21 protein-coding genes are annotated in these 21742 nt (G+C 39.9%); 2 read left to right on the forward strand and 19 right to left on the reverse strand.

The window, feature by feature from the left end:
- Positions 1–2: 2 nt before the first annotated feature.
- Entirely contained in the window at positions 3–707 is a 705-nt protein-coding gene (locus tag N8M93_RS02195; RefSeq protein ID WP_261129441.1) for a phosphate ABC transporter ATP-binding protein, read from the reverse strand.
- Between the two features lie 860 nt (positions 708–1567).
- On the opposite strand from N8M93_RS02195, the gene N8M93_RS02200 reads away from it, so the two are divergent.
- Positions 1568–3091 (forward strand): BCCT family transporter, encoded by a 1524-nt coding sequence (locus N8M93_RS02200; RefSeq protein ID WP_261129443.1) that lies wholly within the window; start codon positions 1568–1570, stop codon positions 3089–3091.
- Between the two features lie 168 nt (positions 3092–3259).
- On the opposite strand, the gene N8M93_RS02205 is transcribed toward N8M93_RS02200, so the two are convergent.
- The 10 genes from N8M93_RS02205 to N8M93_RS02250 form a co-directional block, all read right to left on the reverse strand.
- Positions 3260–3472 carry a hypothetical protein gene (locus tag N8M93_RS02205; protein WP_261129445.1) on the reverse strand — a complete coding sequence of 71 codons (213 nt, stop codon included), beginning with the start codon at positions 3470–3472 and terminating at the stop codon, positions 3260–3262.
- The gene (locus N8M93_RS02210; RefSeq protein WP_261129447.1) at positions 3459–3830 is read right to left on the reverse strand and encodes an HIT domain-containing protein; all 372 of its coding nucleotides are present in this window, start codon (positions 3828–3830) and stop codon (positions 3459–3461) included. The genes N8M93_RS02205 and N8M93_RS02210 overlap by 14 nt, the downstream gene beginning before the upstream one ends.
- The gene (locus N8M93_RS02215) at positions 3830–4036 is read right to left on the reverse strand and encodes a hypothetical protein (protein WP_261129449.1); all 207 of its coding nucleotides are present in this window, start codon (positions 4034–4036) and stop codon (positions 3830–3832) included. Before N8M93_RS02215 ends, N8M93_RS02210 begins: the two co-directional genes overlap by 1 nt.
- Before the next feature lie 89 nt (positions 4037–4125).
- Positions 4126–5013, reverse strand: coding sequence for an N-acetyltransferase (locus tag N8M93_RS02220; RefSeq protein WP_261129452.1), 888 nt, complete (start codon positions 5011–5013; stop codon positions 4126–4128).
- Between the two features lie 155 nt (positions 5014–5168).
- A complete protein-coding gene (locus N8M93_RS02225; RefSeq protein WP_261129454.1) occupies positions 5169–6359 on the reverse strand; it encodes a M14 family metallopeptidase in 1191 nt (396 codons plus the stop codon).
- Positions 6360–6876: 517 nt separating this feature from the next.
- Positions 6877–8751, reverse strand: coding sequence for an LTA synthase family protein (locus N8M93_RS02230; RefSeq protein WP_261129455.1), 1875 nt, complete (start codon positions 8749–8751; stop codon positions 6877–6879).
- 481 nt (positions 8752–9232) lie between these two features.
- The gene (locus N8M93_RS02235) at positions 9233–10198 is read right to left on the reverse strand and encodes an ROK family glucokinase (protein WP_261129456.1); all 966 of its coding nucleotides are present in this window, start codon (positions 10196–10198) and stop codon (positions 9233–9235) included.
- A 15-nt stretch (positions 10199–10213) separates the two neighbouring features.
- Positions 10214–10405: a YqgQ family protein gene (locus N8M93_RS02240; RefSeq protein ID WP_261129458.1), complete on the reverse strand. Its 192-nt coding sequence runs from the start codon at positions 10403–10405 to the stop codon at positions 10214–10216.
- A 245-nt stretch (positions 10406–10650) separates the two neighbouring features.
- Positions 10651–12111: a spore germination protein gene (locus N8M93_RS02245; protein WP_261129459.1), complete on the reverse strand. Its 1461-nt coding sequence runs from the start codon at positions 12109–12111 to the stop codon at positions 10651–10653.
- Positions 12112–12569: 458 nt separating this feature from the next.
- Complete coding sequence (locus N8M93_RS02250) at positions 12570–13622, reverse strand: M42 family metallopeptidase (protein ID WP_261129460.1); 1053 nt, start codon at positions 13620–13622, stop codon at positions 12570–12572.
- Between the two features lie 93 nt (positions 13623–13715).
- Here N8M93_RS02250 and N8M93_RS02255 point away from each other — a divergent pair, with 93 nt between their 5' ends.
- On the forward strand, positions 13716–14591 hold the full coding sequence (locus N8M93_RS02255; RefSeq protein ID WP_261129461.1) for a hypothetical protein: 876 nt from the start codon (positions 13716–13718) through the stop codon (positions 14589–14591).
- A 49-nt stretch (positions 14592–14640) separates the two neighbouring features.
- Here N8M93_RS02255 and N8M93_RS02260 read toward each other — a convergent pair whose 3' ends face one another.
- From N8M93_RS02260 to N8M93_RS02295, 8 genes are all read right to left on the reverse strand, one after another.
- Positions 14641–14817, reverse strand: a complete 177-nt coding sequence (locus N8M93_RS02260; protein ID WP_261129462.1) for a hypothetical protein — start codon at positions 14815–14817, stop codon at positions 14641–14643.
- Between the two features lie 324 nt (positions 14818–15141).
- Positions 15142–16242, reverse strand: coding sequence for a Xaa-Pro peptidase family protein (locus tag N8M93_RS02265; protein WP_261129463.1), 1101 nt, complete (start codon positions 16240–16242; stop codon positions 15142–15144).
- A gap of 358 nt (positions 16243–16600) precedes the next feature.
- Complete coding sequence (locus N8M93_RS02270) at positions 16601–16804, reverse strand: hypothetical protein (protein WP_261129464.1); 204 nt, start codon at positions 16802–16804, stop codon at positions 16601–16603.
- Between the two features lie 174 nt (positions 16805–16978).
- Entirely contained in the window at positions 16979–18352 is a 1374-nt protein-coding gene (nhaC, locus tag N8M93_RS02275; protein ID WP_261129465.1) for a Na+/H+ antiporter NhaC, read from the reverse strand.
- Between the two features lie 553 nt (positions 18353–18905).
- A complete protein-coding gene (locus tag N8M93_RS02280; protein ID WP_261129466.1) occupies positions 18906–19499 on the reverse strand; it encodes a molybdenum cofactor guanylyltransferase in 594 nt (197 codons plus the stop codon).
- Positions 19500–19529: 30 nt separating this feature from the next.
- Entirely contained in the window at positions 19530–20102 is a 573-nt protein-coding gene (locus N8M93_RS02285) for a 5-formyltetrahydrofolate cyclo-ligase (protein WP_261129467.1), read from the reverse strand.
- Positions 20103–20177: 75 nt separating this feature from the next.
- Positions 20178–20327, reverse strand: a complete 150-nt coding sequence (gene rpmG, locus N8M93_RS02290; RefSeq protein WP_221565576.1) for a 50S ribosomal protein L33 — start codon at positions 20325–20327, stop codon at positions 20178–20180.
- Between the two features lie 197 nt (positions 20328–20524).
- A complete protein-coding gene (locus tag N8M93_RS02295) occupies positions 20525–21742 on the reverse strand; it encodes an NDP-sugar synthase (RefSeq protein WP_261129468.1) in 1218 nt (405 codons plus the stop codon).

A 21742-nucleotide genomic window follows, 5' to 3' on the forward strand; every position in this document is an offset into this window, starting at 1 on the left:
CCCTACTCCTTTAAAAACTGACCGAATTGTTGTGTTTCAGGATGTTCAAACATTTCAAGGGTAATGCCTTTTTCAACAAGTCGTCCATCCTCAAGATATAAGGTCTGTTCTCCCATTCTTTCTGCTTGCTTTAGATTGTGGGTAACCATCATGATCGTAACCCCTTTTTCATCGCGCAATCGGAATAAGAGTTCTTCGATATGCTCGGCTGTTTTGATGTCTAATGCGCTGGTCGCTTCATCAAGCAGTAAGACGGATGGTTTATTGGCAAAAGTCCTTGCAATAGCTACCCGCTGCTGTTCTCCTCCTGATAATGAGGTGACGTGACGAGTCTTGAATGATCGGGGCAAGTCAACCAGATCAAGCAATCGGTCAACATCACAATCTTGTAGTTCCCCTTGCAGTTTCGGTCCATATTGAATATTCTCTTCTGTGGTTCCATCAAAAAGATAGGCAGACTGGAAAACCATCCCTACCTCACATCGTAACTTGGTCACAGGTAATGCTTTAATGTTCTGTCCTTTGTAATAAATGTCACCTGAAGCAGGTTCTTCTAATCGGTTCAATAAGAATAACAAACTGCTTTTTCCTGCTCCAGATGGTCCAACCACTGTTGTAATTTGTTGCATTTCGAGTCCGAATGAAAGATCTTTCAAATGGTCGGTTGATACCACTTCACACCTTATGATCTCCTGATTCCTATCCATATGCCTTCGACTCCATTTTCTTTAATCTCTACTAGTCTTTACCTGAAACTGTTTCTTTACAAACCAAAAAGAAAACTTGGCACAGCCAAACTTTAGCTCAGGCTGTGCCTTAGTTGTCCTTATATCGAAGAAAGTATTTATGCTTTCTTTAAATGTAAACAAAAAACTCAGTGGAATCAAAAGATAAGAAAAGCCCTGAAACATACTCTCAAGGATAGTTCTCCCGGATTCAGCACAAACTACTAAAACCCCTTATTTATCGACGAAACATGACAATTTTTTTGATTTTATGTTGAAAACACCACATTGTTTATTGGACTAGTGGGTATAAGTCTTATATACTGAGTAATTCCGGCTACTTTTTTAAAAATGCTCTTTTGTAAAAGATTGTTGCTTTTGAGTCATTTTTTAAATAACACCTTGTGCAAGTTGATTAGAGAGCAAAATGCGAGACTCCTCGAAAATGAAATTCGCATTTTCTTCGCGCGATGTAACGCTGCCGAAGCTTTCCTCGTCCTGCGGGATCAGCGTGCCTACTACCTGAATAATCTCCTCGTAAGGCATGCGACGAGGAAGCTCGCTTCGACAGGACTTTCTTGTAGACGCAGGAGCACAAATGCTTCCTTGAAAAGGAGTCTCCTGAGGCCGCAAGATGAGGAGGGGGCTCACCGCACGCCCCGCGGAAAGCGAGCACTTGGAGCGGAAATCAACGACTTTTAAAGAAAACTTGGCGAGACCAAGCCTTTTATAGGTCGAGCCTTAGTTGCCCTTATACTGAAGAAATTACTTTCTTTAAGTGCAAGAGCAGCAAAGTTTGCGAAAACTGCCTAAAAAACAAAAGATATTGGAAGGAGAAATTCATGAAGAAAGTTACATCAGTATTTTGGATTACATTAGCCATTACACTATTCGCATCCATTTGGGGTTCGTTTGCGCCTAAAAATTTGGAGAAAATTACCGGAGCGATTCAAACGTATATTTCCGTTCATTTTGGTTGGTATTATTTATTGATCGTTTCATTATTCGTTATCTTCTGTTTATATATGATCTTTAGTCCATACGGTAAGATTAAGCTAGGAAAACCTAACGAGAAGCCGGATTATAGCTATTCAACCTGGTTTGCCATGCTTTTCAGTGCTGGTATGGGGATAGGACTTGTGTTTTATGGAGCAGCTGCACCCATTTCGCATTATATGAAAACTCCTCCGGCAGCGGAGCCTGGTACAGCCGCAGCCATTCAGGATGCTATGAGGATATCGTTTTTCCATTATGGAGTGCACGCTTGGGGGATTTATGCGATAGTCGCCCTTATCCTTGCTTATTTCAAATTCCGTCATGGAAAACCGGGATTGATCAGTGCGACGCTTGAGCCTATTTTTGGTGATAAGATGAAAGGCGGACTGGGGACTGCGATTGATGTTATTGCAGTATTTGCCACAATTGTGGGTGTCGCCACCACTTTAGGGTTCGGTGCTGCTCAAATTAACGGGGGACTTACGTACCTGCTTGGCCTTGAGCAAGAATTTTGGATCCAGTTGGTTATTATCATAGTCGTGACCATTCTGTTCATGATTTCAGCTTATACAGGCCTAAGCAGAGGAATCAAATACTTAAGTAACCTTAATATGGGGCTGGCAGTTCTGTTATTCATCGTCATTTTGATAATCGGGCCAACGCTCTATATTTTGAATACATTTACGAATACGATGGGGACTTACCTTCAGACGATTGCAACAGAAAGCTTCAGGCTATCACCAGAAAACGGCGAAGAACAACAATGGGTGATGGATTGGACCGTCTTCTTCTGGGCATGGTGGATTGCTTGGTCTCCTTTTGTAGGGATTTTCATCGCCCGTGTATCTCGGGGACGTTCAATCCGCGAGTTTTTATCAGGGGTCTTACTTGTCCCTTCACTTGTTAGTTTCTTGTGGTTTTCTGCCTTTGGGATGACAGCTATTGATACTCAGAAAAACGGTGCAGATATTGCATCACTACCAGATGAACAAGTCTTATTCGGTGTGTTCGACCAGTTTTCATTCGGGGTCATTTTGTCGATCCTCGCGATGTTGTTGATTGGGACTTTCTTCATCACCTCGGCGGACTCTGCTACATTTGTTCTAGGCATGCAGACAACGAACGGTGCCTTGAACCCTTCTAAAAGGGTGAAATTTGTATGGGGGATCGCTCAATCAGGAATCGCCGCTGTACTCCTGTATACAGGGGGTCTTCAAGCATTACAGAACGCATTGATTTCAGCTGCATTCCCATTTTCATTGATCATGTTGCTCATGATATACGCATTCTTCAAGGCGATTAGGAAAGACAAAGCTGAAGTAGAACAACTTAAACTGAAGAAATTGAAAAAGTCATTAAGTCGACCTTGATTCTTTTTAAAAAAATGGTGTGCTCATGCTGAAATTACAGCAGATGCACGCCGTTTTTCTATTTTGTGCTGGTTAAAGATTCATCAAGAAACTGAATATATATTTCTTTTTTCTGTGTATGGACAAGATGGGAGGCAAAAGGTATGACACTGATATGGACATTTGGATTCATTTGTTGATACTTGGAAACTTCATTTGCTTTACCCCTCCCAACAAATTTAACATTGCTTTTTGATGCGCTACATCTCCTATGTGTAATTCAGCCCAGTTATCGGGTTTGTCGGATATGATGCCTGAGATGGTCAAAGTTATTTTTTTGCAAATGCAAGCGCGACGAATCCGCCAGAATTTTTCTCGGTTTGCAGATTCATTCCAATTCAATCCGTTCTCCTGAAACGATATGCCAATGCAAATGTTTCGAATCCTGATAATCCCCAAGATTGGTGATCACCCTGCATGCACCAAATTCTTGTTCAACTGAAGATGCAACCACTTTAACACCATTCATCAATTCTGTAAAAATTTTTGTGTCGCTTTCTTCCACGGCGGTCAACGAAAGAATATGTTTTTTAGGTATGCACACAATATGCATTTGGTAGGCAGGTCGCGTATGATGATAGGCTAATACATTCTCTGTCTCATAAACTTTCTTCACATCGGTTTTCCCACTTAATACTTCATCACAATAAAATCCTGTGTCATTTCTTCTGTCTCCTTCTTGATAAATGACGTCTTCCATTATGGGTTGTTCTGATTATTATTCTGACCAAGTGAAGCTGAAGATGATTTTTCGTAAGCTGCGTCTTCTGGCTTCCGTTTGAAATTCTTTTTATTCAATTCATCCCCGTAAAACTTATTCGTATTGAATCTCGATCGGATCATTCCCCACAATATCGGCAATGCGAATACGGAAATGACAATCAAAAGAATCCAAATATCGTCCATGATGTATCACCCTTCCTTCCTTCTTTCATTACGTTTGATGTAAGGAAATGTTTCATCTATCACATAGATAGAACAGTGAACTGACATTTCTATAGAAATTTATCAAAGTAGTTTAGTTCATCATCTACTTCAAAGCCTATGGATCTGTAAAGATTTATCGCGCCGCTACTCTCACTGTTAACGCATAATTGTATATGTGCCATCCCCGCGTTCATAAACATCCATTTCAAAGCATGGAGTAATAAACTCCTTCCAATCCCATTTTTTCTGTATTCATTACCAACGGCAAAAAATTCAATAGACCCTTCTTGGACTTCAGGGTTTGTTTCAACAAATATGTAGCCCTTTAAAGTGTTCTGTTCTGCGCATATGAACACCTTATTGTTTGCATTCAGGATCCCAATAATTTGTTTTCCATCAATATACGCATTCGGAAAATAACTCTCATGCAACTTTACCATTTCGTCAATATAATCCCTGGTCATTTCTGTAATTGATGTGTTTTCAATATCTTTCCTAATTTGATCAGGTGAAATCCTCAGAACTGTATGTTCACCTCGTTTTTTAAATCCAAGACTTTCAGCAAAAGCAAAATTCAATTCATTTTCTACGTTGCTGAAATGACTGATTTTCTTAACATGTTTTCCTGTCTGCCTCATAAGGTAGTTCCACATGTCCTCTGCAACTGCTTGCCATTCTTTCTTTTGCATCTTTATAAAAGGACCCCATACCTCACCATGTTTTTCTTGTAAATCAATATCCATTCCTATAATACCTACAACTTCTTGTCCTTTACTCGCTACGACAAAGCTGTCTTCAAAAGGAATGTCATCAAAATCATGCTTCAAAGAATATTTGATTTCAGCAACATCAACCCCGCAATAACCAATATGGTGTTCTTTGAATCTATTCCTATCTGCGATGAATGAAGAAATGATTTCAAGATCGTTTTCAACTGCTTTCCTTACTTGAATCAAAAAAATCCTCCCCCTCACTCCTCCATGATAATTTTAACATGTTTTTCCATAAAAATTTGATTTTGTTAAAAATCAACATGGAAGAAATTTTAAAAACATGAAAGGACTGTACCCACTGAATCGAGGAACTCAATGGTTGAACAGTCCTTACTGGATTACATATATAAACTTGCGAGCATGATTCCTAAAGTTTCTTGATAAATTTCATCATATTGGGATAGCGGCAATGGATTGACACCTTCCCCTAATTCAACTGTGTATCCAGGCCGTTTCCATTCTTTGATATACCAGTCTTTATAACCTGCATAACTGTCGATATACCGCACAGGTTTATAACCACTGACTCGTTCAAATTCATTGACGATCGTTTCTGCATAAGGCGGCTCTAACCCCTCATACCCCCAATAGATTTCTTCTCCCTGTGTATGGAAAGCAACGACACGATCGAAATCCCCCTTACGTGTCAATTCTGCCATAGCGATCGTTTCAGGTTCACTTAATGGTTTGTCTCCAGGGTAATCTCTAGGTGCAGGTGCTTGTGGCTTCCGTGGCTTTTCAACTTCCCATTTTGAAGGGAACTGATTATTCAAGTCTACCCCTCTTATATTCGCTTTCCATCCTGAAAAATCTTTTTTCCCATCATTAAGCTCTAATACGAAATCCCGATAATAGTCACTATCAGGAGGACCATTCAATACTAGATCGACACCGTCCGGATTAACCATCGGAACAATTGACAAAGTACCACCATCATAAAAAGGGGACATTTTCAATCCTCGAATTGTCCATTGGTTGGTCAAGGCTAATAAGTAGTCATTCAGAAAATTCATTATTACAGATGTTGTGATCCATTCTTGGGCATGAAAAGCTCCATTCATGTGTACTTTCTTCTCTCCATTTCCGATTTGTATCTCAGGAATGGATTTACCCAACACTGATCTCCCGATGGATTTCACTTTTATAAAAGGATAGACTGCTCTTAATGAATACAGATTTTTCATCATGGTTGACCAATCATAATTCATTTCCGGGTTTACATAAGGTGTAACTACTCTTAAGGGAATTGTGATGATTTGTCCAATTTGAAGGTTACTTGGAGATGTATTAGGATTCATGATAGTGAGAGCATCAAGCGCCAATTTCCTTCTCTGGGCTATTTTATAAAAGGTGTCTCCTTTTTGTATCGTATATTGTTCCGTCTTGTATGCTGGTATTACAACTTCTGTTCCGACTTGTAAACTTGAAGGATCGGTTGCACGGTTTGAATCGAGTACAAGCCGGAGGGGCACATTGAACAATTTGGCAAGATACCAAAATGTATCTCCTTTTCGTATTCTCACCTTCATTTCTTTTCCCTCCATTTAACCATTCTCCCACCATATATATGGCAACAATTCTCAGTTATGAATCATTTATGTTCTTTTTGTGCCAAGCATCGCTTTAAACAAAACTACCACAGTTTAAAAACTGTGGTAGAGATCAAACGCAGTATAGTTCAAGAAAAATTGGCAAAGACAAGCCTTAGGTCGTAGGCTGAGCCATTAGTTATACTTATACTTTCTTTATGTAAGGCTGTATTCGTAAGGGCAACTAGGGCTCGACCTACAAAAGGCTTGGTCTCGTCTGGTTTTCTTTAAAAGTCGTTGATTTCCGCTCCAGGTTGCTCGCTTTCAGAGGAGCGTGTGGTGAGCCCACTCGTAGCCTAGCCTTACGATATTGAATGGTCTCACCTGTCCCGCTTGATCCCGTAGCCTTGCTCTCCAATCAACTTGTACAAGGAGAGTTTTTAAAAATAATTCAAAAGCAACAATCTATTAGAAAAACAAAACCGTGCCAACATTAGTTGACACGGTTTATCAGCATCTATTCTTCTTTAATTGTTCCTGTCTTTGGATCGAAGAAACGGAGCAAGTCGCCATAGATGATGCGGTCAGAGTAATCAAGCTCTTTTTTCGCCTTTTCCATATATGGTTCACACGCTGTTTTCTCTGTCTTTTCCCCAGTTTCTTTATCATAACATGTGTTATCTGTGAATACGTGATCTTTTGTGATAAAGCTTCCGTCACGTAGTACTGTAAAGTCTTGACGTTCTTTAGAGAACAAGTCAGATCCAAATTGGATTGTGTTTTTCGTATCTTTTCCTAGCAGATGCATGATTGTCGGTCTAAGGTCGACCTGACCACCAACAGTATCCATTTCTTTACCATTACCATCACCTGGGATGTGGATATACATTGGCACACGTTGCAATTGTGTCGATTCGAATGGCGTTATTTCTTTTCCAAGGTACTCTCCCATAGCTTTGTTATGGTTTTCTGATATACCGTAATGGTCTCCGTATAGCACGAATACTGTATCTTCATACATACCTTCATTTTTCAAGCTATCGAAGAACATCTTGACAGCTTCGTCCGTATATCTGACTGTTGTGAAATAACGATTTACAGTTCCATCGTTAGACGTCCACTCAGGAATGAATTCATCTTCCTGTTCTAAAGTGAATGGGAAGTGGTTTGTCAGTGTGATGAACTTCGTATAATAAGGTTCAGGTAATTCTTTCATATGATCCACTGATTGCTGGAAGAAGAACTCATCTTTCATTCCCCAACCAACTGATTCTTCAGGTTTTATATCATATTTCGATGCTGAGTAGAACTCATCATAACCAAGCGAACTGTACATGATATCACGGTTCCAGAAACTTTTGTTGTTCGCATGGAAGTTCGCTGTATGGTATCCTTCCTCATTTAACAATTCTGGTGTAGCCTGATATTCATTTTGTGAATGAGTGAAGAATACGGCTCCACTTGGTAAAGGATACATTGAGTTGTCTAATAAGAACTCAGAATCGGACGTTTTCCCTTGCCCTGTCTGATGATAGAAGTTAGGGAAATAGTACGTGTCTTCATCTTCTTTCAATTCATTAAGGAAAGGCGTGATTTCTTTCCCTTCCAGATTGTTATCAATCACAAAATTCTGCATTGACTCAAGAGTAATGACAACGACATTTTTACCTTTTGCAGCTCCGAACATTTCCGGATCCGGGCTCTTATAATCAGCTTTAACATAGTTCTCAATATCAGCAATTTCACTTCCGTCAGCCATTGCACGTTGTGCTTTAGCCTTGGATTGTATAATCGCATCATATGCGTGGTAGTTATATGCACCGATATTTTTGATCAACATTTCACGGTCGAAAGAACGTGTCAACAATTGAGGACGTTCTGTTTCAGCGATACCCACGTTCACGATGAAAATGATCAAACTCGATGCGAAAACGAGGCCGATTTTTTTAGACGACATTTTTGGTGCCTCAATCTTACGCATTTTCATATATACAGCAAGAATAATGATATCCGCGAATAATAAAAGATCATACGGATAAATTAATGAAGTGATACTGCTGCCCAAGTCACCCATATTGCTTGTCTGGAACAATACCGGTATTGTAATGAAGTCATTAAAGAACCGGTAATATACCATGTTGGCGAATAATATGAATGACGCAATTAAATTCAAGAACAATATAGCGATATTTCGAGCTTTGCCAGAAAAGAATAAGGCAAAAGCCATGATGAATACCACTGAACTTAATGGGTTGATCAAGAGAATAATTTCTTGTACTGCATTTTCTATTTTTAGATCAAACGAAATTTTATAAACCAGATACGATTTCAACCAGAGTAAAACACCTGTGATGATGATAATCTGATATTTTGATAGGGTGTTTTTCAGCATCGTACAGCTACCTCCTCGACAAGATGAACTTATCTTTTTGTTTTGTTATCATTCTCGTAATTATTATTGTTTTCTAACATGTTTTATCTTCACTCGTTTTTCACATGATTGTTATATTACTCCCTTTTTGTTCATTTTTCAAGTGAAATTTAACCTTTTTCAAGAATTTGTAAAATGTCGATTCTCACGCTAAATTAACTATCCCCTGTTGTAATAACCGCTAAACCTATAGACGATCAAATAAGAAAAAAGTTTTACTTTAATAAGGAATTTACAGTAACTTCACACTTTGTTCATATTTTTATGTACAACCACTGGTTACATCGGACTAAAAGGGGTTTGGGTCATGACTTTTTTACTATCGTTAACGCCCGCTACTTTTCCGGCCAAGCCATTATATGAAAAAAAAGAGTCACTGATGACCCTTTTCTGAATTTGTATAGTATTCGTTTTTCTATTCTTGTTTAGGTGGATATTGATGTCAGTTCTGGCTTTTTAAAGACAGAAGTCTGGCAGAACCGATGACCCCAGCGTCATTTCCTAAACTTGCAATTGCAAAATCAGCACCGTCCTGTACTCTAGGAAGTGCATACTTGCTGAATTCATTTTTCAAAGGAACCATCAATAGATCACCTGCACGGGATACACCGCCACCAATGACGATTCTCGAGGGATTAATCACATTTGCCATGTTTGCGATTGCAAGTCCCAGGTGATGGGTGATGCTATCAATCACTTCAATAGCCCATGCATCCCCTTTACCGGCTGCGTTAAATACATCCTCAGCTGATACCTTCATCCCCTTACCAAGGGTTTTATTAAGCACGCTAGTTGGATTTTGATCAAGACCTTCCATGGCAATCCTGGAAATGCCTGTTGCGGATGCGATTGTTTCTAGACAACCCTTCTTGCCACAATTGCAATCAGCGCCACCATCAACAATCGACGTAATATGGCCGATTTCTCCGGCCATCCCATTCGTTCCATGAAGGATGGTACCGTTTGAAATGATTCCACCCCCGATACCAGTTCCTAAAGTGATGCAAATCAGATCAGATGCTTGTTTTCCAGCGCCTTTCCACATTTCGCCAAGTGCAGCGATATTCGCGTCATTATCTACAATGACCTCAAGACCCGTCTTCGATTCCAAGTCATCCTTCAGTGGATAGTTCTCCCATCCAACATTCACTGCATGATAGACAAAACCGTTTTCCATATTGATAAAGCCAGGTGCACCTATTCCAATGCCCTCTATATCTTTCAATTCCAAGTTTGCATTTTCCAACTTCATTTTCAGTGAATCTGCAATGTCTTGGGATATATTCCTGCCGTTGTTGCTCGTATCAGTTGGGATCTCCCATTTCTCTACAATATTCCCCTTTGGATCTACAATGGCCATTTTAATGGTTGTTCCGCCCAGGTCGATTCCTATCGAAAGTTTGTCCATAATATGTATCATCCTTTAATTCAATTTATTTTGTTCACTTTTTATGATTAGAATTGCATTACGATATTCTTCGTTACTGATCATGCCATTCTGGTACAATTCTTGTATTTCAGAATGATAAAGTTCTAAATCCGCCATCCGGTTCCCTGTATAAATAAATGTGCCAAAGCGTTTTAAAAATTGTTGTACATCCAAGACTGTCTTCATTATATGCTCACTTCCCTGGATAATCTGTTCACTTCACAGCAATCCGTTGTTTTCACCCAACCGTATTATATCATTATTATTCAATTTAAAAAGTGGGTCAAATCCTGATGAAAGTCAGCGGCATGATAAAGAAAGCTTTGCACAGCCAAGACTTTGGCGGCAGGCTTAGTAGTAGTTGTGCTTATATTAAAGAAAGTATTTTACTTTCTTTACATGTAAAAAAATAGAGAAGCATAGTCGCTCCTCTAACGATCAGGGTCTTTGGGATGTAATACGGTTGGTCTTCTATTCTTGAGTGGAATCGGTGAACGGATGAGTACGTCCCTGAATCCTTTATATGAAAATGGAATGAATGGCCAAAGGTAAGGAATATGGAAGGATTTAAGCCTTGATAGCAAGATAATCCATAAAGTCGTTCCGATTATATATCCTGGCAAGGCGAATAGTCCTGTCAAAATCAGAAGCATCAATCGTGTCAAACGGTTTGCCAGGCTTAATTCATAAGTTGGAGTAGCAAATGATCCTATTGCTGCAATCGAAATGTACAATATGACCTCATTAATGAATAGACCAACATCCACAGCTACTTGACCAATCAATATCGCTGCAACTAACCCTAATGCAGTTGCTAACGAGGATGGTATATGGACAGTCGCCATTCTCATTATATCCAATCCGATTTCGATCAGTATGAGTTGGATGAACAATGGCACATCCCCAATTTTTTCAGGTCCGATGAAAGTGAGTTGAGCAGGCATCATCTCTGGACTGATAGCGAACAGATACCAGAGAGGAAGCGAAAAAATCGACAGTAATACAGCAAAAAAACGTACAAAACGAAGATAAGCGCCTACTACAGGTTTTTGTCGATATTCCTCCATATGCTGCAGATGATGCCAGAAGGTTGCAGGTGTAATCAAGACACTTGGGGATCCATCGACAAAGACGAGTATATGTCCTTCATAAAGATGTACTGCAGCAGTATCAGGACGTTCTGTATACCTGACCAAAGGATAAGGATTCCAATGTTGACCGCAAATGAATTCTTCGATTGTCTTTTCAGCCATCGGAAGTCCATCCGTATCAATCTTTGATAATGAATCTTTAATCTTTTCGACTATTTTCGTATCTGCAATATCCTCTATATATGAGATACAAATATCCGTCTGTGACCGCCTGCCGATTTTCATATATTCCATGCGTAGGGAACGATCTCGTACCCGTCTTCTTGTAAGGGATGTATTGAAGATGATCGTTTCTACAAACCCATCCCGTGATCCTCGCACAACCCTTTCCAGATCAGGCTCTGATGGACCGCGAACAGGATAGGTCCTAGCATCGATCACAATTACAGTGTCGATCCCTTCAACGATCAGCAGACTTGGACCACCTAATGAGAAATCAATCGCCTTTTCTAAATCTTCCTGTTCTTCTATTTCCATATATGGAAGATGAGTCCGCATCAATTTTGTTAAGGGATCGGGGTCAAGGTCTTCTGGGTCAAGTCTTGATAATAATTTCATCAAATAGTGCATGATATCGTCTTTAACAAACCCATCAATCATAAAAAGGCTCATGCGCCGGCCAGCATACTCCAGCTCTAGATGGATCTGGTCAAAGCTCTTGTCGATTCCCAATTCATCTTTTATATAAGTAATTGTCGAGTCATAATCTTTGATTGGTGGTGTTTCTTTATGTCGAGACATTTTTCCCATCCTTTCAATTACCATCATTAACCAATTTCAAGTATTACATACTAGGACAGGGTTTGAATTATTGAATATCGTGAAAATCACTTACCCTCTGCGGGCTACCCGCAGGAGTGTCGTGGAGTACAACATGAACTCTCTAGCATAGCAGGGCACAAAAAAGAGACTGGGACAAATGAACTTTGTTCAATAGAAAACCCGAACGATTTGTCCGGGTTTTCTTCAGTGGTAATAATTGAAGGTTCCGCTTCGTCAACATCCTTCGCTTTCCGCGGGCACGGCCTCAGCCTCCTCAGAAAGCACAAATCGCTTTCTGCGGGGTCTTCGACTCGTGCTGTTCCCGCAGGAGTCTACGGATGTTGTCGACGCTTTCGTCTTTCATTTTCTCCAATCTATTTCATTGTTCGTCTTTTCTGTTGGCAGTTATGATTTTGTCCCAGCCTCTTTATCATCAATCAAGCATTCATATCAGATTTCAGGTAGTAATAAATCAATTGTGCTGTATGTAACAAGGATGTTTCGTGGGTCCGTTCAAATGCATGAGATGAATCAATACCAGGACCGATCAAACCATGTTTCACATCGAAACCAGCTCTAATAGCTGCTGAAGCATCTGATCCATAGTAAGGATAGATATCCATCTGGTATTCGATTCGGTTTTCTTTTGCAAGGTTTTCAAGGTGTTTTCTCAGACCAAGATGATAAGGTCCACTGGAGTCTTTTGCACAAATTGACACCGTGAATTCATCTGTAGCCTGACCGTCCCCAATCGCGCCCATGTCCACGGCTAAATATTCTTCTGTTGCTTCAGGGATATTAGAGTTTCCACCATATCCGATTTCTTCATTGTTGGAGATCAAAAAATGGGTCGTGTATGGCAGCTGCAATCCCTCTTCTTTTATGAGCTTGATGACATGCATCAACAAAGCTACACTAGCTTTGTCGTCAAGATGACGGGATTTGATGAACCCACTATCTGTGATTTCGACACGTGGATCAAAGGAAACAAAATCACCTACTGAAATACCTAATTCTCTTACATCCTTTTCCGAATTGACACGTTCATCGATACGGACTTCGATATTTTTTTCATCACGTTTTGCATCACCTGCTTCTTTATACACGTGTACAGATGTTTGATGCATAAGGATCGTACCTGAAAAACGCTTGTTATCCGCTGTTTCAATTTGACAATACTCACCTTCAACATGATTCCACCTGAACCCACCAATCATCGAGAGTTTCAATCTTCCATTAGGTTTGATCTCTTTGACCATTGCGCCGAGAGTATCGACGTGTGCAGTCAAAAATCGATGACGATCAGCATTTACCCCAGGCAGAGTAACGAGCAAACCACCCTTATGATTCCGGATTGTTTCCAACCCGAGTTTAGTGAAAAAGTCCTCTACATGCGTGATGACTTGATTGGTATTTCCAGATGGGCTTGGAATTGAGACAAGGCCTTCGATTAATTCCATGATCTCCTTTGTGTTGACTTTCTGATTCATAATTTCTTTTCCCCCTCAAAACTATTTCCTTCTAAACTTCCGGACAGGTTCATATTTTATATGGATAGGATGTCCATGGAGGTTTAAACGGATATGAAAAAACAAATCTTGATCTTCCTCATATTAGTGACAGTTACCGCAACGTCCCTCTATATGTATAATAACCAAACATCCAAAGTAAAAGAAAGTATTATCTATTTTCCGATTGATCCTTCCGTTACCTTCACATCTGCAGATACGGAAGTCATTTTACTGGAAGAAAAGGATGAGGATGAATATGAAATCCAGTGGAAGGTGAATTCAACTCTCGGGAAAGAGGCGTACTTGAGACAAGATATATCGTTGTTATATGAGGATGGGATGTTGAAAGATATTATGTCTAAATGGGTAGAAAACACCGATACTCTCCAACAGAAAAAAGTTGTCACGAACGAAGATAGTGGTCATTTCGAGGCGATCAGTTTCCACCATGCAGAATTACATTACCCGAATGATATCATAAAAAGTGCACAAACCATGAGTTATGATCAACTCTATGTCATCGATACTCCTCTCCAACCATTGGAGTCATTCAAAACTCCAGAAAACGAAGAAGATCTCAACAATAAAAAAATGCTAGATCATGCAACAAACCAACAGCTTAAAGTCGTATGGCATAATTTAATACGTCACTACAATGTTTCCATTGAAAATTACTATGTCCTTCCATTGACAAAACTCTATGATTATTCAAAACTTCCCCTTCCAGGTCTATCAAAAGAAAAAACCGACCAAGTGATCGGCGGTTTATGGGAAGGCATTTATAAGAATTATTTTCTTGGCGTCAAATCCCCAGATGGAGAAATTGAATCTCCGATCGGCAGCAGTTTGCCTCTTATTCTGATCAGTAAAGATTTGACACATTTGATGGTGTTGACAGAAACAAAATCAGGTCAGAATGTCCAGCTTATTCAATACATCAATCCATAAGGAATCTCATAACGGCTATTAAATAAGAAGAAACTCGTTTCCCTCTCGTTTAAAACATATCTTGAACCATTTTATCACGGATACCAGGAATTCTTAAAAATCCGCGGATAGCAATCGTACGTAAAAGTTTCATACCAAGAATCAAATTTAACAGCTTGTATCGATTTTGATACATTAAAAATGCACCAAGAATCAGTAAAACCCATTTCACTAAACCATATCTCATCATCCAAACCACCTTTCATCTATACTATCTGATAACTGAGGCAAATTTATGCAAAATTTTTAAGGATGATTAAGACGAGGCTGGGACAAATGAATTTTGTTCAATAGAAAACCCGAACAATTTGTCCGGGTTTTCTTCAGTGGTAATAAATGAAGGTTCCGCTTCGTCAACAACCTTCGCTTTCTTGCGGGGTCTTCGACTCGTGCTGTTCCCGCATGAGTCTACGCGGATGTTGTCTACGCTTTTCGTCTTTCATTTTCTCCAATCTATTTTATTGTTCGTCTTTTCTGTTGGCAGTTATGGTTTTGTCCCAGCCTCGTACCTTTATCTGATGATTTGAAGTTCTTTAGGAAATTTGGTCAAGGTTTCATACCCATCTGAGGTAACGAGAATATCATCTTCGATACGGACCCCGCCTACATCTGGTAAATAGACCCCTGGTTCGATCGTGTAGGTCATACCTTCTTTTAAGAGATTGTCATTGTTTTCACTCATAGAAGGATATTCATGCACATCAATTCCGATGCCGTGGCCGATCCGGTGAGGGAAGAATTCACCATAACCTGCATTGGTGATAATATCCCTCGCCTTTTTATCCAGATCACCCAAGCGGATTCCCGGTTTTGACAATTCAAGTGTTTCGAGTTGCGCTTTCAAGACAATATCGTAGATTTCTTTTTGTTTATCATTGACCTCCTGAAACGCAACTGTTCTTGTAATATCTGAACAATACCCGTCTAACACGACACCAAGGTCGAACAAGACCAAATCACCTTTTTTAAGCTTCCGATTCCCTGGGTTTCCATGAGGCTGCCCAGATTTTTCACCGAATAAGACCATTGTAGAGAAGGACATTTCCCGAATTCCCTTCTTCTTCAATTCATATTCGATCGTCGCAAGGACTTCCATTTCTGTGCAACCTTCCCGTAATGCGTTTACTCCTGTTTCAACCCCAAAATCAGCTAGTTCAGCTGCTTTTCTCAGTATTGCTAATTCCTTTTCATCTTTTATAAGACGAAGTTGGTGAAGTTTATCTTCTGCACTATTTAATGAGACAGAAGGGAATATGTTCATGATTTGTTCCGCCCGTGCATAAGAGAGTGTTTCTTTTTCTATAGCGGCATGATCAGCATTGGTGATACCTCGATCTGTTAGTGCTGATTGAATCATTTTCCATGGATCATCTGCATCTCCATGACCAATGATTTCATAATTCCATCCTGCATCCCTTGCTTGAGACACTTCCATTCCCGGACAAACCAGGAACGGCTCATGATCTGGGAAAATAAAAATCCCTAACAATCTCTCATGGGGTTCACAGTTGAAATTCGAAAGATAAAATACGTTTGCAGAAGAATGGACAAATGCAAAAGTTTGCTCTGTATCCTGCAACCATTTGGAGAATTGTTCTAATCGCTGTTCCATTGTAGACCACAACCTTTAAATAGTATTCTATTGGAAACATACCTTTCTAGCGGATGTTAGTCAATAAAGAAAACTTGGTAAAGCTATTAATCAAAGTAAAAGACACCCCTATAACGATGCAATGTTCCATACAAAGTTTAAAGAAGGTGTCCCAAAAGTTACGTTTTCAAATTGTATGATTCATAAACGATGTCTGCGTCTCGGTAGTAAACCTCTGAAAAGTGAGCGCGGAATAAATGTGATTAAGCGAATCAAGCTGCTGATCAATCTCATGTCTATTCCTCCTTTTTCATCCTTAATAGGTTGTTCACTTTTCAGCAGGATTTAAAACATTGACGTGATTAAATCCATCTTCGTATTACCTGCTTGACTCTTCATCCGTATGCTCTTCAAGTACCTTTTCGATTTCTTCATCAGAAACCGTTTCTTCTTGAAATTCTTCGATTTCAAAGTGCTTCATGATCGAGTCCAATTTTGATTTAATTAAAGATAAACTATATAAAACATACAAAACAATAAGAAGCGGCACAATGTACAACAGAAAACCGAATAGAATTTCCATAAAATCAGCCCTCTCTTTAGTAAGGTCCAACACATTATGTCTTAATCTGATTTTATGAAAGCGATGATATAAAGTATTACTCTCAGAGTCCTATCAACTTAATAAATCGATGAATAAAAACATAAAAGCTGCCTGGATATGCATTCCAGGCAGCTGTCAATGTTGCTCCAATCCTTAAGCCGTTTTCTTTCCAATACCGATTCCAGTGTAACCAAGCAGAATTGTAAATAACGGGGATAGGAATAAGAAAAATACATAAGGCAAGTAACTGATTACATCAACCCCAAGAGTGGATGCGAAAAATGCACCGCTCACTCCCCATGGGATCAAAGGATTCACGAGGGTTCCTGCATCCTCTAATGTACGTGACAAATTCCTTAAGTCTAGTTGTTGTTTTTCGAAATGAGGTTTGAAAGATTGTCCTGGAATCAATATCGATAAATATTGTTCTCCCGTAAATACATTGACTCCTATTGAGGAAACAGCAGTCGTAGCAATGATGTTTCCCCGACTTTTAATTTTTCTTTCCATTAACCTTACAAATGTCTCAAGTATCCCTAGAGCCCGGACCAATCCGCCTAGCGCCAATGCAATCCAAATGAGTGATACAGACCACATCATCGATTGGATTCCACCACGATTGACTATTTCATCAACCGTCTTTCCACCAGTTTCCATTTCAACTCCATTTTGCAGCATGGTAAAAATCGCTGCACCTGATGATTGCCCTTGGACAAACAGTATAGTAATAATTCCTGTAATGACCCCAACGATCAGCGCCGGAATCGTCGGAAAACGCATCAGCGCTAAAACGATGACGACCAGTGGTGAAAGTAATGTCCAACCACTGATATTAAATGATTGAGTCAAATTTTCCTGTACCTGCTTAATCGAGTTCAATCCATCGACTCCGTCTGCACCGGTACCCATACTTAGAAATATGACAATCGTTATAAGCAGTGCTGGTATTGTCGTCCACATCATATGTTTGATGTGATTGAATAACCCAACTCCTGCTACGGCTGGTGCAAAGTTCGTGGTATCAGAAAGAGGGGACATCTTATCACCGAAACATGCACCACAGATAATAGAACCTGCAGCTAGCCCCGGATGGATACCTAAGCTTGCCGATAACCCCATCAGGGCTACCCCTACTGTTCCAATGGTTGTAAAAGAACTCCCGGTAAAGCTGGAAACGATGATCGTAACAAGCAGTGCACTGATCGTGAACCAGTGTGGTTTAATGAAGTCGATGCCGTAATACAACATCGTTGGTACTGTCCCGCTCATCATCCAAGTTCCGATCAGCATGCCGATAACCATCAATATGAGTACAGGTTTGATTCCAACAATAATTCCGTCTATCAACCCTTTCTCCATCTGCTCCCACTTGTATCCGAAACCTTTTGCAAGGAACGCAATTGACACGAGAGAAAGGAGTAAAGGGATATGTGGTTCTGTTTTTAAAATAAGCATCGAGTATAAAATGATCCCTACCAGTAAAATCAATGAAATGAATGAAAACATTACGTTATTCTTGGTTGTCATATGGATGTCCTTCCCTTTTTCTGCCCTTATATTTATAGTAACCATTAATCAAAGAAAAAAGCTGCCGACCCAGTCCACAGGGGCGAAATCATCGCGGTACCACCCTGCTTGACGTGTTCAACAGCATCAACTCTTCATTGATAAAGGTCATGTCACCTATGAGCTCCACGAATGTAATTTCGTTCTTGTCCCTTTCCTTAGCTTTCACCCACCGCCAAGTCTCTGATGTTTGAAGAGGACTGACTACTAATTCCGCTTCGACACTTTTATGCTTTTGTGCGTTCAAGTATGAATGTATTTCTACTATAAAACCTTTTCTACCAGCCGTCAAGGAATTTTTCAAAGGCTGTTTTCATCGAAAACTTTATTGCTCTTGCACTTAAAGAAAGTATAAAATGCTTTCTTCAGTATAAGGGCAACTAAGGCTTGACCTACAAAAGGCTTGGTCTCGCCAAGTTTTCTTTAAAAGTCGATGATTTCCGCTCCAGGATGCTCGCTAATTATACTTTCTCAAATTGTAAAAAACACTTTTTCAGTTGGACTGAAAAAGTGTTCAATCAAACATTCCTTTGTAATCGGCAGGTGTATTTATATTCCGGAAGCACCTGGTCATTTCAGGTGAATCATATGAAATATAAGCACACTCTACACGCTGTAACAAATCGGTCAATCGTCTTTTTTCACTGATCAACAGGTCGAAGAGAACAGGCTTGACTGCTGCGGGATATAGCGCTGCTAAAGGCTGAAGCCGATTTCTTGTAACCGGTACTATGGAGCAATCGTTTTTTAATAAAAAATGAAGACTGACCAATTGATGAAAGACCTGTTGCTTCATCAATGGCATATCACAAGCAAGTACTAGATAATTCGTAGCTTCATAAGCATTCATTCCAGAATAGATTCCAGCAAGCGGTCCTTGCCCTCTGAATTCAGGGTCATCCAATATCACTGTTACGCCTTCCTGTTCATCAATGGAGGACTGAAGGGAAGGATGAGCGACCATAACAATATGGTCTACAAGGGGCTGAAGTATTTCCAATGCAATTTTATAAAATGGCCTTCCCTCAATTTCTTCCAATGCTTTTGGTGTACCGTACCGTCTTGACTCTCCACCTGCTAGTACGATTCCGGCGAACGAAGATTTCATCCTCTCCCCCCTTTTTCTCCAATTGTTCCACTATGATTTAGTATCAATCAATTTATCAGGGAGCACTAGGATTTCAACTGGTTGATCGAATGATTCTCTTGGAACTCTGTCAGTCAATTGGACAGTATGTAAAAGTGATAGGGTCACCCCTGTATAACGTTTGAGATACCGATCATAATACCCACCGCCAAAACCAATTCGAAAGCCTTCTTGGTCATATAAAAGGCCAGGTACTACTAATAAATCGATTCTGCTAGGTTCAACCACTTCCGTTTTTGAAACGATCGGCTCTTTAAGTCCAAAGTATACCGTTTCAAGTTCATCAAACGACGTCAGCTTCCTGAAATCCATTGAGTGATCTGCAGCCTTACATTTTGGGACGACAACTGTTTTCCCTTGTTGCCAAGCTTTTTCTATGATCGGATAGGTATCGATCTCATTTCCCCTTGAAACGGTCAACCCTACCGTTTTCGATCTTTCCCAAACATCAAGTTCGAATAATTGTTGCCTTAATTTTTCTTCATCACTGTGTTTTGAGGATTTTGAGAGTCCTGCTAACTTTTTCTGAGTCGATTTCCTTCGTTCTTTCTTTTCTGTATTCATCTCAAATCACCTAATCCACCATTTGAATTTAAAAGAGCAAATATAGAAAAAACAGCAGGATGATGTCCTGCTGTTTTACTTCGTTTCACGATGTAGAGTGTGGCGCTTCAATCGTGGGCTGTATTTCTTAAGCTCCATACGATCTGGGTTTGTACGTTTGTTTTTAGAAGTGATGTAGTTACGGTCACCAGTTTCTGTGCAAGCCAATGTTACTTGTACGCGCATTTTCGTTTCCCTCCAAACCATCTTCAATGTTCACGCGTATGAAACGATCATCGAAGAGATGACCGAGCGCTAAACATGTTTAATTTTAAACACTAAATGACACTTTAGTATCATATCAAAATTCTTCAAATCAATCAAGAGATAATCGGAGTGGCAAATGCGGTAAAGTAATCAGCATGATCTCATTAATTTCCGGTTCAAATTTCCTTATGATAAACAGGGCTCTTGGTAGCAGAAAGTAAAATCGTTTCTCGCTTGCTCATCCTATTATCTAATGAGACTTTACTGAATTCTCTCAAGGAAGTATCAATTGTTGAATGATCCACAACACGATTCTTCGGCCAAATTTTAACTTCAGGATTAATCGTTACCCTTTTACCAATTCGGACCTGGTTTCCTATTACACTATGCTCTAATACACTTGATCCTTCATCGATGAATGTTCCGTTTGCAATTGTTGATCCTTGCAATTCAGCATTTACACCCACGTATACACCCTCCCATATTATCGAATCCTCCAAAGAAGCTCGAGATGATATCGTACTATGGGACCCGATCACGGTATAGGGATGAATTTTCGCATGTTGGCGGACAGTTGTTCCACCTCCGATATAAGCCGGAGTATTGATCGATGCTTGAGGCTCGATCCGTACATTCTCACCCACCCAGAGTCCAGAGATGATTTCCTTACCTGGAATCGGGAAATTGATCTTACCATCCAGAAAGTCTTCATGGCTTTTTCGGTATTGTGTTAGACTACCAATATCAGACCAATAACCCTCAGCAGAATAACCGAATAATGGAACTTCCTTGCTCATCAATAATGGAAATAGCTCTTTACTGAAGTCTGTTGGCACACTAGGGGCAAGGTAGTCGAAAATTTCAGGTTCCAGCACATAAATACCGGTATTGACAGTATCACTGAATACTTCATTCCAACGAGGCTTTTCAAAAAAACGGATGATCTGTTGATTTTCATCAGTAAGGATGACCCCGTATTCCAATGGATTTTCAACCTGCTTCATGAAAATCGTCACCAGAGCTTCTTTCTGGTTATGAAACTCGATTCCATCTTGCAGATTGAAATCTGTCAAAGCATCACCGCTTATGACGATGAATCGCTCATCTAAAAAGCTTTCAGCGTTTTTGATGCTCCCTGCTGTCCCTAAAGGGATGGTTTCCTCAAAATAGTGTAGATCTACACCAAAACGTCTGCCATCTCCAAAATACTGTTTGATATGTTCGGGCAGATATTGTACAGTCACTGCAATCTCAGTTATTCCATATTTCTTAAGAAGCTCAATGGTATATTCCATTACTGGTTTTTCAAGGATCGGAACCATCGGTTTTGGTAAATTGCATGTTAAAGGGCGTAACCGGGTACCTTTACCGCCTGCCATAATGACTGCCTTCAA

The sequence above is a fragment of the Bacillus sp. Marseille-Q3570 genome, from assembly GCF_946151055.1.
Taxonomy (GTDB): Bacteria; Bacillota; Bacilli; order Bacillales; family Fictibacillaceae; genus Pseudalkalibacillus.

What these genes read in the sequence shown, in the direction of transcription:
- N8M93_RS02195 (WP_261129441.1), bottom strand. Translation starts at nt 707, where the DNA reads ATGGATAGGAATCAGGAGATCATAAGGTGTGAAGTGGTATCAACCGAC.
- N8M93_RS02200 (WP_261129443.1), top strand. Translation starts at nt 1,568, where the DNA reads ATGAAGAAAGTTACATCAGTATTTTGGATTACATTAGCCATTACACTA.
- N8M93_RS02210 (WP_261129447.1), bottom strand. Translation starts at nt 3,830, where the DNA reads ATGGAAGACGTCATTTATCAAGAAGGAGACAGAAGAAATGACACAGGA.
- N8M93_RS02215 (WP_261129449.1), bottom strand. Translation starts at nt 4,036, where the DNA reads ATGGACGATATTTGGATTCTTTTGATTGTCATTTCCGTATTCGCATTG.
- N8M93_RS02225 (WP_261129454.1), bottom strand. Translation starts at nt 6,359, where the DNA reads ATGAAGGTGAGAATACGAAAAGGAGATACATTTTGGTATCTTGCCAAA.
- N8M93_RS02230 (WP_261129455.1), bottom strand. Translation starts at nt 8,751, where the DNA reads ATGCTGAAAAACACCCTATCAAAATATCAGATTATCATCATCACAGGT.
- N8M93_RS02235 (WP_261129456.1), bottom strand. Translation starts at nt 10,198, where the DNA reads ATGGACAAACTTTCGATAGGAATCGACCTGGGCGGAACAACCATTAAA.
- N8M93_RS02240 (WP_261129458.1), bottom strand. Translation starts at nt 10,405, where the DNA reads ATGAAGACAGTCTTGGATGTACAACAATTTTTAAAACGCTTTGGCACA.
- N8M93_RS02245 (WP_261129459.1), bottom strand. Translation starts at nt 12,111, where the DNA reads ATGTCTCGACATAAAGAAACACCACCAATCAAAGATTATGACTCGACA.
- N8M93_RS02250 (WP_261129460.1), bottom strand. Translation starts at nt 13,622, where the DNA reads ATGAATCAGAAAGTCAACACAAAGGAGATCATGGAATTAATCGAAGGC.
- N8M93_RS02255 (WP_261129461.1), top strand. Translation starts at nt 13,716, where the DNA reads ATGAAAAAACAAATCTTGATCTTCCTCATATTAGTGACAGTTACCGCA.
- N8M93_RS02260 (WP_261129462.1), bottom strand. Translation starts at nt 14,817, where the DNA reads ATGAGATATGGTTTAGTGAAATGGGTTTTACTGATTCTTGGTGCATTT.
- N8M93_RS02265 (WP_261129463.1), bottom strand. Translation starts at nt 16,242, where the DNA reads ATGGAACAGCGATTAGAACAATTCTCCAAATGGTTGCAGGATACAGAG.
- N8M93_RS02270 (WP_261129464.1), bottom strand. Translation starts at nt 16,804, where the DNA reads ATGGAAATTCTATTCGGTTTTCTGTTGTACATTGTGCCGCTTCTTATT.
- nhaC (WP_261129465.1), bottom strand. Translation starts at nt 18,352, where the DNA reads ATGACAACCAAGAATAACGTAATGTTTTCATTCATTTCATTGATTTTA.
- N8M93_RS02280 (WP_261129466.1), bottom strand. Translation starts at nt 19,499, where the DNA reads ATGAAATCTTCGTTCGCCGGAATCGTACTAGCAGGTGGAGAGTCAAGA.
- N8M93_RS02285 (WP_261129467.1), bottom strand. Translation starts at nt 20,102, where the DNA reads ATGAATACAGAAAAGAAAGAACGAAGGAAATCGACTCAGAAAAAGTTA.
- rpmG (WP_221565576.1), bottom strand. Translation starts at nt 20,327, where the DNA reads ATGCGCGTACAAGTAACATTGGCTTGCACAGAAACTGGTGACCGTAAC.